Here is a 15,217-nt window from a genome sequence, read left to right as displayed (position 1 = left end):
AACATAGTAGTGAGTGGACACTTCCATAAACTATGATCGCGACATACTTCGTGATTTACCAATGAAATTCTATAAAAGCATCACAAAAAGGACACTAATTCTATAGACTGATGTTTGCTAACCTCAAACTACAGAAATGAGTCCCTCATATAGCATGCATAGCACATACAAGGCAAATGTCAAAAGCTATTTCCCCATATTATTTACTCATCTTTAACCACATTTAAAAGAGCACGCAAAAATAAAGCGCTTTTCCTCATTTAGGAAATCTGAGTTTTTTATTTATCACACAAAAAGCCACCGGGTAATTCCCGATGGCATTTGTTATATTATTTCACTTCTAATATCTGTTCATATGCAGCCTGGAATTTCTGAATATCTCCAGCGCCCATAAATAGGATTACACTGTTGTCATGTTTGCGAAGGATTTCTGTTGTTTCCTCAGAAATCAGCTCAGCTCCTGGGATTTTCTCTTGAAGATCTTCAATGGAAAGTTTCCCTTGATGTTCACGTGCCGAACCAAAGATTTCGCACAGATATACTTTATCAGCTAAGTTTAAGCTGTCAGCAAATTCATTCAAAAAAGCCTGTGTTCTTGAATACGTATGCGGTTGGAAGACAGCTACGACTTCACGATTCGGGTATTTTTGACGTGCAGAATCAACAGTTGCTGTGATTTCAGTCGGATGATGGGCATAATCATCAATAATAATTTGATTGCCGATTTCTTTCTCAGAAAAGCGACGCTTCACTCCCATAAATGTAGCCAATTGAGCCTTTACCGTTTCAGTGTCCAAGTTTTCATATTGACACAAAGCAATAACCGCTACCGCGTTTAATACATTGTGCTTACCAAAGGTCGGAATCGTAAACGTCTCATAATAATTATTACGCACATGAATGTCAAAAGTTGTACCTTGCTCCGAAACTTGAATATTTCGTGCTTGAAAATCATTTTCTTCCGCAAATCCGTAGAAAATCACTGGAACTTTTGCTTGAATTCCTTGAAGTTGCTCATCATCGCCACAAGCAATAATTCCTTTATTCACTTGCAAAGCCATCTTCTGAAACGCCTCGAATACGTCCTCAATGTTAGCAAAATAGTCTGGATGATCGAAATCAATATTTGTCATAATTGCATAATCAGGATAATAAGAAAGGAAATGGCGGCGATATTCACACGCCTCGAAAACGAAATAGTCCGATTTAGCAATCCCTTTTCCTGTGCCATCCCCAATTAAATACGAAGTTGGCTTTGCTCCTCCCATTACATGCGCAAGTAATCCTGTCGTCGATGTTTTCCCGTGTGCCCCTGTTACAGCCACACTGATGAACCCTTTCGACAAGTCTCCGAGGAAGTTGTGGTAGCGAAGAATTGGCAATCCGAGCTTCATCGCTGCAACAATTTCCGGATGAGTATCTGGGAATGCATTTCCTGCTATGATTGTCATTCCAGGCTGAATATTTTCTTCAGCAAAAGGAAGAATTGCAATGCCTGCATTTTCTAATGCAATTTGTGTAAAAAATTTCTTTTCGTAGTCAGAACCTTGAACAACATACCCCATATCATGAAGTACTTGCGCAAGCGCGCTCATCCCAGAGCCCTTAATTCCTACAAAATGGTAAACAGTCATAAATAGATCCTCCACCAATCGTCTATCTGTATCACGTTATAAAATATTATCTTTTTTACATGTTATCTAATGTGGAAGTGATAAGGGTATTAATGGCTTCCCTTTCAGCATCTCCCAGTAAATCATAATCTTATTTTCTCATTTTAATACATGAGTACTCATTATATCACTTTTAAAAAAAATCAACCATCACACGATACTACCATTTACTTAGTTGATTTTACCAACCGATCAATTTTCAATGTATGCGTTACAATTCTTATTATATACATTTTTGTCTAGGATGTTCACCTACAAAACACACCAAGCTGACGAATAAACGAACAAACTCGATGAAAGTGACGTGAGTAACACTATAACACATCTTCTTGCATAAAAAACATGTAAGATTTTTACGTTATTTGTTTTTTGCTTTTGAACTTCGCAAGAGGAACTTCGATTACGGACCGCTACTCCCTCGTGACAACCGTTAGCACAAACGAAGAATGACCATGAAGCACCCGATAATATTGTCCGATTTTTAAGTCACTGAATTTTCCTCCAAAAAGTATTCCAATTCTTCTTCAGTGATGAGGACATCCCTTGGTTTGCTTCCTCTGGATTCAGAAATGATCCCCTGTTCATGCATCATTTCCATCAATCTAGCTGCACGATTGTAACCTATTTTAAACCTTCTTTGTAAACTTGAGGTTGAAGCAGCATTTTGAGCAACGACAAATTCGCATGACTCAAAAAATAGTTCATCGATTTCTTCTGTTACTTGAGCTTTATTCAATAATTCTTCTTGCTCAAATAAGTATTGAGGTTGCTGCTCATTCTTCACATGATTTACAACTTCGTCAATTTCATGATCAGTGACGAATGTTCCTTGGAGCCGAACCGATTTGGAAGATCCATTTTCAGCAAACAACATATCTCCTCTACCTAACAGTTTTTCTGCACCACCACTGTCAAGAATTGTCCGTGAATCTACTTGAGATGAAACAGAAAAGGCAATTCTTGTCGGGATATTTGCCTTAATCAACCCAGTAATGACATCAACTGAAGGACGCTGAGTTGCAACAATCAAATGAATCCCGCAAGCACGCGCTTTCTGTGCAATTCGACTAATAGCCTCTTCTACATCTGCAGGTGACATCATCATTAAATCTGCAAGTTCATCAATAATAATCACGATAAAAGGCAGTTTGTTTGCATACTGACCCGCAGCCTCTGCGTTTTCATTGAAACGTCCAATATCACGTACTCCCGCATGAACGAATAGTTCATAACGCCGTTCCATTTCTTCGACAGCCCATTTCAAAGCAGCAGTAGCTGCCTTAACATCCGTTATTACCGGACTAACGAGATGAGGAAGACGATTATAAGGTGCAAGCTCAACCATTTTAGGATCAATGAGCAAAAGTTTTACTTCTTGTGGTGTAGCTTTGTACAGTAAACTGATTAACATTGAATTAATACATACACTTTTCCCTGAGCCCGTTGCCCCTGCAATGAGTCCATGCGGCATTTTTTTCAAATCTGTTACGATCGGTTGTCCGGAAATATCAAGCCCAAGTGCAACTGTTAACGGAGATGGATCTTGTTTGAATGAATCACTTTCGAGAATTTCCCGAAGAAAAACAGGCATGCTTTTTCGGTTCGGTATTTCAATTCCAATTGTATGCTTACCGGGAATCGGTGCTTCCATCCGAATATCCTGTGCAGCAAGACTTAGTTTAATATCGTCCATTAAATTCGTAACCTTATTCACCTTCACGCCTGGCTCTGGCTGTACTTCAAATCTTGTGACAGCAGGGCCTTGGGTTACATTGACCACTTTTGCACGTACATTAAAATTCTTTAATGTATCATCCAATAGTGCCGTTTGGCCATCAAGCCATTCATTGTCATTTTCCGCGGTTTTAGCCGGGGTTAATAGATTGATAGAAGGAAAGGCATAGTACGGGTTTTCTTCTTCCCCTTGTGTATGATTCAATACAATATCCTCATGTAATTTCATTTCTACCGGAATAGTAGAAATGGCCTCTTTTACCGATTCTTCGATATATACATGACCTTGATCAGAAGAAAGAGGTGTTTCGGCTTTCGATTCAAGTCGGTCTTTGGTTATTTCTGATTCTTGATTATGTATTTCAGCATCCTCTTGTTCATCCGTATCTTCAGACTGTGATTCGACAGTTTCCCGGGAAATGTTCTTGTTATCGACAATCGATTTTCTCATCAATTCAATCGATTTCAGCCGATCTACCTTTTCTTTATCTTGCTTTAACATAACTACATTAAATGGAATATGTTTTTTTACAGTTTTTTCTTCAACAGGTTCTTGTTCAATGGAAGATTCCTCGATAGTCGTTGCATACTCTGGTTCTTCTTTAGGCACAGCTTCCATTATCTCGTTCTCTTCTACGTTTTGTGCAAACGGTTCAATTGTAGCAGCCGTCGCTTCAGAACTTATTTCCTTTTGATCTGTTTTTTCTACATTGATTAGTAGAGACAAATCTTCATTTGTTTCTTTTCTATCTTGAACCTCGCTTATTTCTGATGCAACTTCATTAACCTCTTGTTCCTTATAATCTGGTTCAACTTTTTCCTTATACTTACTTGCGACTTCTTCCCTCTCATTGTTTCGCAGGATCGCTGGTGTTTCTATTGGGTCAATAACACGTAATCCTATTGTGTTTTCTAATTCATACTCAACAGGGGCAGCTTCCGTTTTTTTAGACGATTCTGGCCGTTTATAACCATAGATAGGAGATGGGATTTCAGTTGGCCGAAACGGTGTTTTTGACGGAATAATTTTAGTAGTTTTGGGTGCTACTTCTACTTCTGGTTTCTTTATTTCTGGTTTTATCGGTTTCTTGTTAACTTTTTCCGCACTTTTCTCCCGATAGTTCAGATTTCTTTCTTTATTTATTGGTCGCTCGGGCCTTTTAGGGCGCCTTTCTCTCACTTTACTATCTGGTATTACAGGAAATTTAAATTCACCCTTTGGATATTGAAATAATATCCGAGTATCCGGGTCTAAACGAGTTGACGTAGGCTCTTCATGCGAGACTGATTGCTCTTTCAATCTTTGCAATTGAGTCAAGTCCATCTTTTTTAAAGTATCTTTATCAATCTCTTCATCTAGCATAATTTCTTCTATTTCAATAATTTCTTCATCTTGAAACCATTTCTTTATTTTTTTGAGCCATTTCAATACAATCACTCTTTCTACCAACTTATAGTCAACGATCTTTTTAATTTATTTAAATCAACTTTTATCCCGCGTTAACGGGATAAACCATTTGGAATATATCCAGTATACACCAATTAATCAATGATTTTCACAAAATTCATTAGTGGAAACCGTTTTATTTGTGAGATTTTCATAACCTCTAGATGACCTAGTATACGTGGATTCTATTTCAGTAGCAATACAGTCATATTATATTTTCATTATAAAGTGAAACTTCCAACAGAGGGGTGCAGTTTCCCTCTGTTGGTTAGTTGAACCAATCGGGGTTTTACAGGCTGTTTACCCACTTAATACACCATTCCATTTTTCACGAAATACTTGGGGTTATTACAGCCTGTTAAACCGGGATAAAGTGAAACTTCCAACAGAGGGGTGCAGTTTCCCTCTGTTGGTTAGTTGAACCAATCGGGGTTTTACAGGCTGTTTACCGCTTTACTCCTATTCCACTTTTTCACGAAATATTTATCAAGGGATATTACTGCCTGTTAAACTGGGATAAAAAAGAAGCACATCCCGACCAGTGATGTCTCACTGTCAGAATGTGCATTTTATTAGATTTTGCTTGATTATTCGCTTCTCTTTTTATTTTTACCTAGTATGAAGATTGGCTCTAATTCATCATTTTCGTATAAAAAGGAAAGAGCGGTAATCGGGACATGGCCGCTTGCAAAAAAGCTCATTGCCATTTGTGCAAGTACATCATAGCCCGTATCATTTTCAACATCGGCGATAATGATGACATCCTGATGCGGAATGCTAATGGCCATTTCACCTTTCATTGTTTTCTTCATTTCTTTTAACCACGTGTCGTTAAGGATACGGCTTGCGTCGTAGCCGTCATTCGTATTCAAGAAATAGAATGTATTGCCTGCAACGGTATCAGATTTCAAAGGGGTTTTGAGCGATCGGACGTTAAACTTGGCAATTTGCCGAATTCGCTCAGGTTCCCACCCCTCTTTCTCTAACATCTGCCGGTCGATAAGTCGGTATGTATTTCCTAAGTCCAGAGCATACAGAATCCGAGTTTCTGCTGTATGTTCATCAAATAAAAACGGATTTCCAACAGTCGCTTCTTTTGGAAATGAGGTGGAGCGAATGACTGGAAAGATGCTTTTTTCCTTCCCTGTCAACGTATGATCTTCTCCCATGACCAGCAAGGCTTCCTCAACGTAATATACTACTTCATCAATGGCTTTTTCTTTTGAAATTTCCCAATTTGCCACGATTTTCGGCAACTCGACCGAAATTCCTTTTCCAGTTACCGTGTTTTCAATTCGAAGAACATCTGTCTTATGATCGAAAGCATAGCTGCGGTTTTCCGACCCTAGCCGCTCTTTCATAAGTTTCATGATCTGCTTACTATCCATTTTCATCCAGAAAACTTCACTCCTTTAAGGACATGGGGCGGGGCTTCGCAACTTGATTATATAGTCAATCTTTATATCAAATATACCTAAATTATTGAAAAATATTTCGAATTCCGGCTTCGCACCGCCACCATTGTGATTAAGCGCATCTAACGTGTTTAAACATTATAACGATTCAATAAAATCTTTAATTTCTTGCTCGGTTTTACGGTCTTTACTAACAAAACGCCCTAACTCTTTTCCATTGTCATACGCAATAAAGCTTGGAATACCAAAAACATCGTTTTCAACACATAGATCAATAAATTTATCACGGTCTATATGTACGAAAGTATAATCTGGATACGCAGCTTCAATACCTGGTAAAACAGGTTCAATTACTCGACAATCTCCACACCAGTCTGCTGAAAACAAAAAAATATGTTTCCCTTCATTTTTTAACGTTGTAAATTGCTCCATAGATTCTAAGTTCTTCATTTTATTCCCTCCATTTATTCACTAAATTTAACCCGCATTAACGGGCAGTAAGATCCCAAGTGGTGAACTACACTCCACTGGGGGAAGTTTCACTTTAGCTCTCATCTCTTATTTTGATGATACCAAACTACTTCACGATAAACCAACAATACGCAAATTTGCTTTCAGTTAATATGAGAAGAAATACAAACCGACGATAAACAAAGTCTATAGACCCACTCCTTCGAGGTTTCCTTGTTACCAGTCTTCCGTCTTAAACAACTTTCTATTGTTATCAACTACTAAAAATTCTATAATATAGTAAATATTTCTTATATTGAAATAGCATAGTACATACTTTGTACCTAATGTTTTAGAAAGAGAGGAAGTTCATGAAGACAATTAAAGCAAAGATCGGACTTATTATTTTCATATCATTAGTTAGCGTTCTTTTGTTAATAGTATTTAACATGGTCGCAATGGGCATGCAAAATAACGTTCGAGAAGAGCAGATAATTCTCAATCAAGCTATCCATGATAGTAAGGATCTTAAATATCAAATGGCGGATATACGAAAATTCGAGAGACAATATTTGAAAAATCCTAAAGCATCCAATGCAAGGTTTGTATTCGAACGTGCCGGTAAGATTATCGATACATCTGCATCATTAAAAGCAGAATACCGCTCATATCCTGACATCGTTCAGCAATTCGAAAAGATTGAGGATTATGTTAAAGATTACAAAAATAGCTTTAAGCAAATCGTCCAGCTATATGAAAAAATAGGCTACTCCAACACAGAAGGCCTTCAAGCAGAGCTTGAAAGTAGCGGGGTAAAAGTGGCTGAGTTGCTTTTGCAATCGAATCACCAAGAACTTTTCAACCAATTTTCCATTACTCGTCTATTCGAAAGACAATATTTAGCAACAAAAGAAACCAGTGCTAATACAGAATATTCTTCACAGATGAATGACTTGGAAAATACAATTGCTAGTTTATCCATTTCTCCGTTGCAAAAAGAGGCCCTAATTGTTCAACTAAATAATTATAGAGATCCAATGAGATCGATCGTGAAAACCTATCTGGATACAGCAACAATGACGATGGCCTTTGATACAACAGCCCGCACAGTTGAAGACTCCGCTTCTGATTTAGAAGCCATTGTACATGATCACGAAACTAAATTAAACCGAGCAAATGAAGAAAAGATTAAGTGGATAACTATTTCTCTTGTCGTAATCAGTATTATTATTGTAGTCATTCTTTCGACCACAGGCTATTTTTTAATGGCATCGATACGGAATTCTATATTTGCTTTAGAAGACGGAGCAGATAAAATCGGCAACGGGAATCTGGCTTACCAAGTACCCATCACACGAAAAGATGAAATGATGAGTTTAGCTTCAACTTTCAATAAAATGGCTGAAAAAGTTAAACAAACTTTACTCGAAGTTAGAAATTCAGCTGATCAGTTGAACTCTTCTTCACAAAATCTAGCCGCTATTTCTGAAGAAACTTCAGCTCAATCCAATCAAGTAAATGCAGCGATTAAACAAGTTGCATCAGGAGCGACATTGCAATCTTTAGAGCTTGAGGAGAGCAATGATATTTTGCAAAAGGTTACGAAGTCTATCTCAGAAACAGAATTGATCAGTGAGGAAATTGTTATTGAGGCTAAACAAACGGAGTATGAAGGGCATGAAGGACTGAATACTGTCGCAAGCCTCCAGGAAACATCTGAACAATTCCTAGATTTGGCTTCACACTTGACGATGCAAATTCAAAGTGCATCTGAAAAATCACTTGCAATATCAGGTATCGTTGGAACAATCCAAGAAATTGCTGAGAACACTAATCTTCTTGCCTTAAATGCTGCCATCGAATCTGCCCGAGCCGGGGATGCAGGCAGAGGATTTAATGTCGTGGCAAACGAAGTACGAAAGCTTGCGGAACGATCTAAGCATGAAGCCCAAAGCATTCAAAACGTCATCCATACAATGAATGAACAAATGAAAGCACTAATGATTGAATCGAAGAAATTCAATGAATATAAAACGATTCAAAGTAATTCTGTGGACTATACAAAAAGCGCATTTGAAAATATCGTTCAACATGTAGAACGAATCAGCTTGAAAATTAGTACAATCCAATATTCCATACGTGATGTCCAAAGCGCAAATACGATCCTCGTTCAAAAAATGGGAGATGTGTATCAAGTATCAGAGCAAGCTACCGCCGCTTCACAAGAAGTAAGTGCATCAAGTGAAGGCCAATTAATGGCGATTACTCAAGTTAGTGAAGCAGCATCAGAACTAAGCCGTATCGCAGCTGATTTACAAACAGTCGTTTCACAATTTAATCTTGAGGAAGAAGCCAACGGCATACCTTCTGATAAGAAAAAGAAAGCAAGACGAACTAAAAAACTTAAGTTCCTCAAGCGATAGAAAAACGTACTGGACATAGAAGAGATAGGCTTAACATTGCAAGTCTGACCTTACATTATTTATCGTGAATAGACTGTGAGGTCAGACCCTTTTTTCTTTTTGAGCAGGCTCGATAGCTCTTCGTAATATTACTTTGAAGCATATTTTAGAATTTGACGCAAAAAAAGCTCTTCCTCCATTCCAAGAAAAAACTTTACTAAAATTATCCCGCATTAACGGGCAGTAAGACCCCCACCTCAAGCTTATGAGGTACAAAGAATGGAGGTAGAGGACTATGCCCCTAAAAGCCTGATTGGTGAGATACAGTGAAACTTACCGATGCGTGAGCAGAGGTTTAGTTGAGGCCCACAGGATGTGGGTCACTCAGACGTGGCCGCAGGACGCGGCGTACTTAGTCTGAGTTCGTTGAATCGGGTTCGTACTGTCGATTGATCGAAGCGAAAGCAAAGATCTTAGCGACAGTAGAACGGGACTAACCATCAGGGGAAATGAGGCCCCCCACTGATGGAAGTTTCACTTTATCGTCGTTGTCCAATTTTATATTCATTCTGCCCAACTAACATGTTCATAATATGGCTGAACATGTCTGCTCGGGTGATGCGTTCATATGTAAATACAATCGCGCCTTCCTTTTTTTCCGGCACGCAATATTCTCGCACCGCCAACAATGAACACATCTGATGATTACCGGACTGCAAGAGCACCCCAATTATAGAGGAACAACCCATGTTTTATTTCGACCATTCCACCTTCAAGTCCTATTCCAATTTGTGTATCACTTTCAGTTAAATCATTTCGAGCCCGATTCATCGTACCTTCAATCGTTTCTTCATCAGAAAAAGGCTGTTCTTGTACACCAGGTGCAACGTTTAAAGAGACAGATTTCAGCATGTTCCCCTTTAAATGCATGCTGTACTGCTTGCACCTTTGCTGGGTTATGACTTCCGACTACAATAGCAACCTTGTTTTATTTAAAAGTAGGAGTATTTCAGCCAAGCAGAAACATCATCTTAGCAGGAAACCCTGATACCGGTAAAAGCCACATGGCCATAGGCCTCGGGATGAAGGCCTATAAAGAGGGATATAAGGTGTGGTTACTGTTTCATTGTTAATCAATCAATAAAAAAAGCGTCGCTGAAAGAACTCTACGAATTTTTCAAAAATAGGAGCCTATTGATGGAAAGGGATAGCTGTCGAGAAAGGAATTAGACATCTTAAAGAACAGATTGAAAATCACGCGAGGAAAAAGAGAATTAGAAGATCAATTGGGAATACTCCTATTTATTTATGGTCAGCCCACTAAACAAATGTAAATATTTGAATATTAGGAGTTTTAAATGATTAAGTGTGGGAATGTTGAATTGACAAATACAAAATGGGTTATTCCAGTATATCATTCAAATTATCACTGACCTAATCTGTGAATGCTCAGTAGCAACAATCATGCTTGTCATCTTCATTTTCATTACAGCAGATACACATGGTTAATGTAATATTTGCGGTAAGCCTTCCAGGAGCAGCGCCTCCAGTGACAACAACTCGTTTTAAATTCTCAACTGTAAATGATACTACATCTTGGGGATCAATAACTCTTACAATCTGTTTGTCACAACCTTTTTTTCTTCTTGTTGTAATCGTTACTATTAATGTATGAGCATCACCACCGCCAATTGGTTCAGAAGATTGCAAATTCATCGTTGCTTTATTGTGATTTTTTGTAAAATTCTCATAAACCAATTTTTCTGCACCCGCTGGGACAGAAATATTTGGATTCGAAATTTGAGTAGCAATAAAACATTGATTGTTCTTATCGTCTTTTCTTTCACGATCTTTGCAATCGTCTTTCCCTCGATAATTTTCGTTATAATCTGACCTTGAAACAAAAGTCATTTCTCTCATCTTCCTTTCATGCTGACACTATACTGTGTCTCTCCTGTTATATAATGCAGGTGGAAGCTAAAGTGTATAGGACTAGAGCTAATAAATTCAAAAATATAGGTTTTTCACTTATGCTTCGACAAAAGGACAAGGCAGTACCTAGTCCCTCTCATCTCCTTGGGCTCTTGTGATTAACGGGGCATAAGGGCAAGCTCAATCGCTCATCGAAAGATTACTTTGATGCATATTTTTCGATTTCGACGCATAAAAAAGCTCTTCCTCCATTCCGAAGAAAGAACTTTACTAAAATTATCCCGCATTAACGGGCAGTAAGACCCCCACCTCAAGCTTATGAGGTACAAAGAATGTAGGTGGAGGACTAACTGCCCCTAAAAGCCCGATTGGTGAGATACAGTGAAACTTACCGATGCGTGAGCAGAGGTTTAGTTGAGGCCCACAGGATGTGGGTCACTCAGACGTGGCCGCAGGACGCGGCGTACTTAGTCTGAGTTCGTTGAATCGGGTTCGTACTGTCGATTGATCGAAGCGAAAGCAAAGATCTTAGCGACAGTAGAACGGGACTAACCATCAGTGGGGAATGAGGCCCCTCACTGATGGAAGTTTCACTTTATCGCTGTTGCCCGATTTTATATTCATACTGCCCAACTAACATGTTCATAATATGGCTGAACATATCTGCTCGGGTGATTCGTTCGTTTGTAAATACGCCAATCGCGCCTTCTTTTTTTCGAATTCCAGCACGATTTGTAAATTCATCCATAACCGGCCCAAGCTCTTCTCCAGCAAGCAGTCTATTGGCAACTGTATCTGGCAGCAATATTCTCGCACCGCCTGCAATGAACACATCTGATGATTCCCGCACTGCTAAAGCTCCCCAATTACAGAGAAACAGTCCGTGTTTTGTTTCGACCACTCCACCTTCAAGACCTATTCCAATTTGTGCATCGCTTTCGGTTAACCCATTTCGAGCCCGATTTATCGCGCCTTCAATCGTTTCCTCATCAGAAAAAGGCTGATCTTGTACACCAGAAGCAACGTTTAAGGATATGATTTCAACACGTTCTCCTTTAAATACATTCTTGACTGCTTGCACTTTTGCCGGGTTATGACTCCCGACTACAATTCGTAACATCGTACCTCTCAATCACCTTTACCCGTTATTTAGAATACTTTCAAGCGTCGTTTTATCACAAGCACGCACTAATTTCCCAATTAGCTCACGTGCTGCTGCATAATCGTCTATATGGATCATAGAAGCCGCTGTGTGGATATATCTTGAGCAGATGCCAATTACTCCACTTGGTATTCCTTCATTCGCTTGATGCACACGTCCTGCGTCTGTACCACCTTGTGATACGAAATATTGATAAGGAATGGAATGGGTTTCTGCTGTATCTAAAATAAATTCACGCATCCCTTTATGCGTTACCATCGTACGGTCAAGGATTCTTAATAGTGCTCCTTTTCCTAACTGTCCAAATTCAGATTTATTACCGGACATATCATTTGCTGGACTCGCATCCAATGCGAAGAAAATATCTGGTTTAATCATAAATGCAGAAGTCTGTGCACCGCGAAGACCCACTTCTTCTTGAACCGTTGCTCCTGAATATAGATTATTTGGTAACGTCTCCCCTTGTACGTCTTTCAAAAGTTCGATGGCTAGACCGCATCCGTAGCGGTTATCCCATGATTTTGCAAGAATTTTCTTTTCATTTGCCATCGGTGTAAATGGACAAATTGGGACAATTTGTTGACCTGGGATAATGCCGATTTTCATCGCATCTTCTTTATCGTCGGCACCGATATCAATCAGCATATTTTTAATATCCATTGGTTTTGAGCGTTGAGACTCCTCAAGTAAATGAGGTGGAATCGAGCCAATTACCCCTATAACTGGACCATTATCGGTAATGATTTGCACACGTTGCGCAAGTAGTACTTGGCTCCACCAGCCGCCAAGTGGCTGAAAACGGATCATTCCATTATCCGTAATTGACGTGACCATGAAACCTACTTCATCCATATGACCAGCAACTAGTACAGTTGGTCCATCTACTGGTCCTTTTTTCAGACCAAAAATACTGCCAAGTCGATCCTGAACAATTTCATCTGAATATTTTTCAAGCTCAGATTTCATAAATTTTCTGACAGCATGTTCATTACCTGAAGTGCCTGGCAACTCAGTCAACGTTCTAAATAACGCTAAAGTTTCTTGATCCATTTTTTTCTACCTCGAATCTGACTATATTATGTACCCCTCTATTTTACAGAAAATTGATGTTTGTTGCCACTTACAGATTATTTTGCCCTCAGAATAAAATAATTTGCATAGTATGAATACATACACCATAGAAGATTATATCGGTAACTAATTATTGGGAAGTGATGACAATCTTTTGTATACTAAGAGGTAGATTTACACGTGTGAAAACGGAGGGGATCAGAGAATGAATTGGAAAACATTAATACTAGGAGTTACTGCCGGTTTTGCTGCAGGCTATGCAACGAAACAAGTATTGGAACAATCAGGACCACCTTCTCCTGAAAAAATATTAGATGTTGTGAAAGCATCCATTAAGAAGGATGGAAAAATTTACGGTTCTTGGATTTTAATGAAGCCTGAAACGTATCAAAAATACGACCTCGATTATGAAGTGTATAAAGGTGGCATTACGAGGAGAATCAACGATACCCAAGAACAATTCGAATTTGTTGCAGATGCAGCTTCAGGTACAATCATTGATTTAATACCGCAAAAATAACAAGGGTCAGGTCTCATACCGACAGTAGAAAGGGACTAACAATCAGTGGGGGAGAAGAGCTCCCCACTGATTTAAGTTTCAATTTATCGTGTTATTATTGCAGGGTCTGTCCCTTATGAGATATACGTTCGTCCATTATCGGACTCGTTTTACTTCTGCTACAATTTCTTTACCCGTCTCATCCCATTTTACAGCTCGGTAGTAGGCATCATGATAAAAGCTGTACCAAGCTTTTTTTTCTAGTCCTTTTTTCATCCACTTTTGTTTTTGATCGATGGAGTTCATTGGGTAATCATCATAAGCAAGCACCCATAATACATTATTATGCGCATGCGTTGGCATAATATCAGCCATATGAATGAGCATATCATCGCCGCTTTCGATCATGATAACCGAATGGCCAGCGCTATGACCGCCTGTATGAATCATCTTAATTCCTTTTGTTATTTGCAAAGCGGTACTGAAAGGTTGAATTAAATGAGCTATAGCCTCCCAATTTTCCCGCCAATATGTATTTCTTGAACGAATGTTTGGATTTTTCATTTCTTCCCATTCAATATCAGATGTTATGATCGATGCATTTTCAAAAACAGGTGCATATTCTTCTCCGATATGCTTAGTAAGCCCGCTAACATGATCAAAATGTAAATGCGTCATTAACACATAATCAATATCAGATGTCTTTAGGCCCAACTTTGCTAAATCTTCAACCACTTTTGATTCTTCTTTTACACCATAGTTTCGGATTTGTTTTTCTGAGAATCGATTATTTCCCACTCCTGAATCAATCAGAAGCTTTAATCCATTAGCTTCAATAAGAATGGGATCGGTCCGTAATTCAATTTGATTGATATCATTTACTGGATATTTTTTTGACCAGAGTGGTTTAGGAACAACACCAAACATGGCGCCGCCATCCATATAAGTAACACCACCATTCAACCAGGTCAGCTTAAAATCTCCAATTTGTAATGTTTCCATAGATATCCCCCCATTTTTGAAACTGTCGCCAGTCTATTTTTATCTTGAAGCGCAAGATGTGCGTATTCATCTCGATCTTTCATCATGACAGGCAGGATCAGCCCTAACCATTCCATGCGTTTGTTTTCGGAGAAGTAACGAAAACTAGCCTTGTTTGTCTTTTCTTCTAACGAATAGAATGAACCCATTGAACAAAAATGAACTTTCTTACCGTTCCCATACATGACTTTCTCAATGGCTTGAAACGCATGTTCAGCGGAGACACCTTTTCATGTATGGACCATAGTTGGAATGGAATGTTGTGGAGCGCAGTCGATAAGAAGATGAATAGGGTAGCAATCGGTTTCGATTTCTGAAATGGTAAAACCATGATCTGTTTCTATTTGATACAACATCTCTTTTCATCTTACATCTCTATCACCCATTCATA

At 38.8% G+C, this 15,217-nt stretch carries 11 protein-coding genes and 1 pseudogene; 3 read left to right on the top strand and 9 right to left on the bottom strand.

Annotated elements, in window-relative coordinates; translation table 11 throughout:
* Positions 1-329: 329 nt before the first annotated feature.
* The 4 genes from murC to HNP81_RS07505 all read right to left on the bottom strand — a co-directional run bounded on the left by murC (position 330) and on the right by HNP81_RS07505 (position 6,719).
* On the bottom strand, positions 330-1,634 hold the full coding sequence (murC, locus tag HNP81_RS07520; RefSeq protein WP_182502136.1) for a UDP-N-acetylmuramate--L-alanine ligase: 1,305 nt from the start codon (positions 1,632-1,634) through the stop codon (positions 330-332).
* A 520-nt stretch (positions 1,635-2,154) separates the two neighbouring features.
* Entirely contained in the window at positions 2,155-4,836 is a 2,682-nt protein-coding gene (locus HNP81_RS07515) for a DNA translocase FtsK (protein WP_246399268.1), read from the bottom strand.
* A gap of 605 nt (positions 4,837-5,441) precedes the next feature.
* Positions 5,442-6,242 carry a DUF1444 domain-containing protein gene (locus tag HNP81_RS07510; RefSeq protein WP_028392282.1) on the bottom strand — a complete coding sequence of 267 codons (801 nt, stop codon included), beginning with the start codon at positions 6,240-6,242 and terminating at the stop codon, positions 5,442-5,444.
* A gap of 165 nt (positions 6,243-6,407) precedes the next feature.
* Entirely contained in the window at positions 6,408-6,719 is a 312-nt protein-coding gene (locus HNP81_RS07505; RefSeq protein ID WP_028392283.1) for a thioredoxin family protein, read from the bottom strand.
* A 371-nt stretch (positions 6,720-7,090) separates the two neighbouring features.
* On the opposite strand from HNP81_RS07505, the gene HNP81_RS07500 reads away from it, so the two are divergent.
* A complete protein-coding gene (locus tag HNP81_RS07500; RefSeq protein ID WP_182502135.1) occupies positions 7,091-9,142 on the top strand; it encodes a methyl-accepting chemotaxis protein in 2,052 nt (683 codons plus the stop codon).
* A gap of 518 nt (positions 9,143-9,660) precedes the next feature.
* Here HNP81_RS07500 and HNP81_RS07495 read toward each other — a convergent pair.
* Positions 9,661-10,097, bottom strand: a pseudogene (locus HNP81_RS07495) (DUF84 family protein).
* Positions 10,098-10,104: 7 nt separating this feature from the next.
* Here HNP81_RS07495 and HNP81_RS24230 point away from each other — a divergent pair.
* Positions 10,105-10,254: an ATP-binding protein gene (locus HNP81_RS24230; protein WP_220478520.1), complete on the top strand. Its 150-nt coding sequence runs from the start codon at positions 10,105-10,107 to the stop codon at positions 10,252-10,254.
* A gap of 316 nt (positions 10,255-10,570) precedes the next feature.
* On the opposite strand, the gene HNP81_RS07485 is transcribed toward HNP81_RS24230, so the two are convergent.
* The 3 genes from HNP81_RS07485 to HNP81_RS07475 form a co-directional block, all read right to left on the bottom strand.
* Complete coding sequence (locus HNP81_RS07485) at positions 10,571-11,032, bottom strand: hypothetical protein (protein WP_182502134.1); 462 nt, start codon at positions 11,030-11,032, stop codon at positions 10,571-10,573.
* A gap of 616 nt (positions 11,033-11,648) precedes the next feature.
* Positions 11,649-12,173 (bottom strand): DUF84 family protein, encoded by a 525-nt coding sequence (locus HNP81_RS07480; RefSeq protein WP_182502133.1) that lies wholly within the window; start codon positions 12,171-12,173, stop codon positions 11,649-11,651.
* Between the two features lie 18 nt (positions 12,174-12,191).
* Complete coding sequence (locus HNP81_RS07475) at positions 12,192-13,265, bottom strand: M42 family metallopeptidase (RefSeq protein WP_028392287.1); 1,074 nt, start codon at positions 13,263-13,265, stop codon at positions 12,192-12,194.
* A 226-nt stretch (positions 13,266-13,491) separates the two neighbouring features.
* Here HNP81_RS07475 and HNP81_RS07470 point away from each other — a divergent pair, with 226 nt between their 5' ends.
* Positions 13,492-13,806, top strand: a complete 315-nt coding sequence (locus HNP81_RS07470; protein WP_028392288.1) for a peptidase M4 — start codon at positions 13,492-13,494, stop codon at positions 13,804-13,806.
* A 135-nt stretch (positions 13,807-13,941) separates the two neighbouring features.
* Here the strand turns inward: HNP81_RS07470 and HNP81_RS07465 are convergent, their stop codons facing one another.
* A complete protein-coding gene (locus HNP81_RS07465; RefSeq protein ID WP_182502132.1) occupies positions 13,942-14,787 on the bottom strand; it encodes a YtnP family quorum-quenching lactonase in 846 nt (281 codons plus the stop codon).
* Positions 14,788-15,217 lie beyond the last annotated feature (430 nt).

Origin of the sequence: Peribacillus huizhouensis (assembly GCF_014138605.1) — a bacterium.
GTDB lineage: Bacteria > Bacillota > Bacilli > Bacillales > DSM-1321 > Peribacillus > Peribacillus huizhouensis.
The sequence above is the reverse complement of the archived record's forward strand: the minus strand, read 5'-3'. Positions and strand labels throughout refer to the sequence as shown.

What these genes read in the sequence shown, in the direction of transcription:
- murC (WP_182502136.1), bottom strand. Translation starts at nt 1,634, where the DNA reads ATGACTGTTTACCATTTTGTAGGAATTAAGGGCTCTGGGATGAGCGCG.
- HNP81_RS07510 (WP_028392282.1), bottom strand. Translation starts at nt 6,242, where the DNA reads ATGGATAGTAAGCAGATCATGAAACTTATGAAAGAGCGGCTAGGGTCG.
- HNP81_RS07505 (WP_028392283.1), bottom strand. Translation starts at nt 6,719, where the DNA reads ATGAAGAACTTAGAATCTATGGAGCAATTTACAACGTTAAAAAATGAA.
- HNP81_RS07500 (WP_182502135.1), top strand. Translation starts at nt 7,091, where the DNA reads ATGAAGACAATTAAAGCAAAGATCGGACTTATTATTTTCATATCATTA.
- HNP81_RS07485 (WP_182502134.1), bottom strand. Translation starts at nt 11,032, where the DNA reads ATGACTTTTGTTTCAAGGTCAGATTATAACGAAAATTATCGAGGGAAA.
- HNP81_RS07480 (WP_182502133.1), bottom strand. Translation starts at nt 12,173, where the DNA reads ATGTTACGAATTGTAGTCGGGAGTCATAACCCGGCAAAAGTGCAAGCA.
- HNP81_RS07475 (WP_028392287.1), bottom strand. Translation starts at nt 13,265, where the DNA reads ATGGATCAAGAAACTTTAGCGTTATTTAGAACGTTGACTGAGTTGCCA.
- HNP81_RS07470 (WP_028392288.1), top strand. Translation starts at nt 13,492, where the DNA reads ATGAATTGGAAAACATTAATACTAGGAGTTACTGCCGGTTTTGCTGCA.
- HNP81_RS07465 (WP_182502132.1), bottom strand. Translation starts at nt 14,787, where the DNA reads ATGGAAACATTACAAATTGGAGATTTTAAGCTGACCTGGTTGAATGGT.